Genomic DNA, 1,361 nt, shown 5'->3' on the forward strand with positions numbered 1-1,361 from the left:
TGCTGGTCAGCCTGCTGGCGCAGACCGCGCCGTACGGCAATGTCGCCTCGGCCGGCCTGGCCGCCAGCGGCGATCTGGCCATGACGGTGATGCCCTTCATCATCCGCGGCGTCTCGCTGCTGGGCGTAGCCTCGGCCGGAACCGCGCGCGATATCCGCCAGCAGGTCTGGCAGCACCTGGGCGATGACTGGAAGCCGCGCCACCTGGACACCATCTGCCGCCGGGAAGTGGGCCTGGCCGAGCTTCCGCAGGTGTTCGAGCGCATGCTGGCCGGACAGTCCTTCGGCCGCACGCTCGTAAGAGTGGACTGACCAACCCGGCACCGCGCCACGGACGTGACGCACAAAGCTTCACGTCCATGCCGGGCCGGCACTACACTCGCCCGCATCTTGGGGAAGATGGAAGTGGGGAAACAACATGGCACGCATCCTGATCGTCGACGATTCACCGTCGCAGCTGATGGGCATCCAGCGCATCGTCGAGAAACTGGGGCATGAGACCTTCACCGCTACCGACGGCGCTGCCGGGGTGGAAGTGGCCAAATCCGTGCTGCCGGACCTGGTGCTCATGGACGTGGTGATGCCCAACCTCAACGGCTTCCAGGCCACCCGCACGCTCAAGCGCGAGGCCAGCACCCAGCACATCCCGGTGATCCTGGTGACCACCAAGGACCAGGACACCGACCGGCTGTGGGGCATGCGCCAGGGCGCCAAGGCCTATATCACCAAGCCGTTCTCCGAAGCGGAGCTGTCGGAAGTGATTGAACGGGTATTCAACGTGGAAGAGCCGCCGCCGGCCTGAAGCCACGATTGCGGACAAGCAAAAGGCGGGCCACTGGCCCGCCTTTGTGCTTTCTGCCTACCGGGTCGCCGCGCTTACGGGGCTTCGCCGAACGCCTTGGCCAGGTTCTGGTACGCCTTGCGCTGGGCGTCGTTGGTGGCCACCGGCGCAACCACCTCCAGTTCCACGATCTGGTCGCCATCAGGCGAGCCCGGCAGTCCGCGCCCGCGCAGGCGCAGCTTGCGCCCGCTGTCCGAATCGGCCGGCACCTTCAGCTCCACCGCCCCGCCCAGGGTTGGCACGCTGATGCTGGTACCCAGCGCGGCCTGCCACGGCGTAACCTGCAGCGTGTAGAGGATATTGCGGCCATCGACCTCGAACTGCGGATGCGCGGCGTACTCCACTTCCAGCATCAGGTTGCCGCCGGCGCTGCCCTGCCCGGACAGCCGGATCACCTGGCCCGGACGGATGCCCTTGGGCACGCGCACATCCAGCTGGCGGCCATCCACGGTGATACGCAAGGTGTCGCCCTTGTAGGCGGCCTCCAGCGGCACCGACAGTTTGGCGCGGGTATCGCGCAT

The 1,361-nt window shown here is 67.1% G+C and carries 2 protein-coding genes and 1 pseudogene; 2 read left to right on the forward strand and 1 reads right to left on the reverse strand.

The genetic code is table 11. The features are described from left to right. Together JCM9942_RS15995 and pilH are read left to right on the forward strand one after the other, a co-directional pair. Nucleotides 1–311: pseudogene (locus JCM9942_RS15995) on the forward strand (oxidoreductase); the annotation flags it as partial. A gap of 106 nt (nucleotides 312–417) precedes the next feature. Beyond that, the gene (gene pilH / locus JCM9942_RS16000) at nucleotides 418–801 is read left to right on the forward strand and encodes a twitching motility response regulator PilH (protein WP_054660845.1); all 384 of its coding nucleotides are present in this window, start codon (nucleotides 418–420) and stop codon (nucleotides 799–801) included. A 74-nt stretch (nucleotides 802–875) separates the two neighbouring features. Here the strand turns inward: pilH and JCM9942_RS16005 are convergent. After that, the coding region (locus tag JCM9942_RS16005) for a J domain-containing protein (protein ID WP_256202410.1) at nucleotides 876–1,361 on the reverse strand (486 nt) is incomplete at its 5' end.

This window comes from Stenotrophomonas pictorum JCM 9942, assembly GCF_001310775.1.
In the GTDB taxonomy this organism is placed as follows: Bacteria; Pseudomonadota; Gammaproteobacteria; order Xanthomonadales; family Xanthomonadaceae; genus Stenotrophomonas; species Stenotrophomonas pictorum.

What these genes read in the sequence shown, in the direction of transcription:
- pilH (WP_054660845.1), top strand. Translation starts at nt 418, where the DNA reads ATGGCACGCATCCTGATCGTCGACGATTCACCGTCGCAGCTGATGGGC.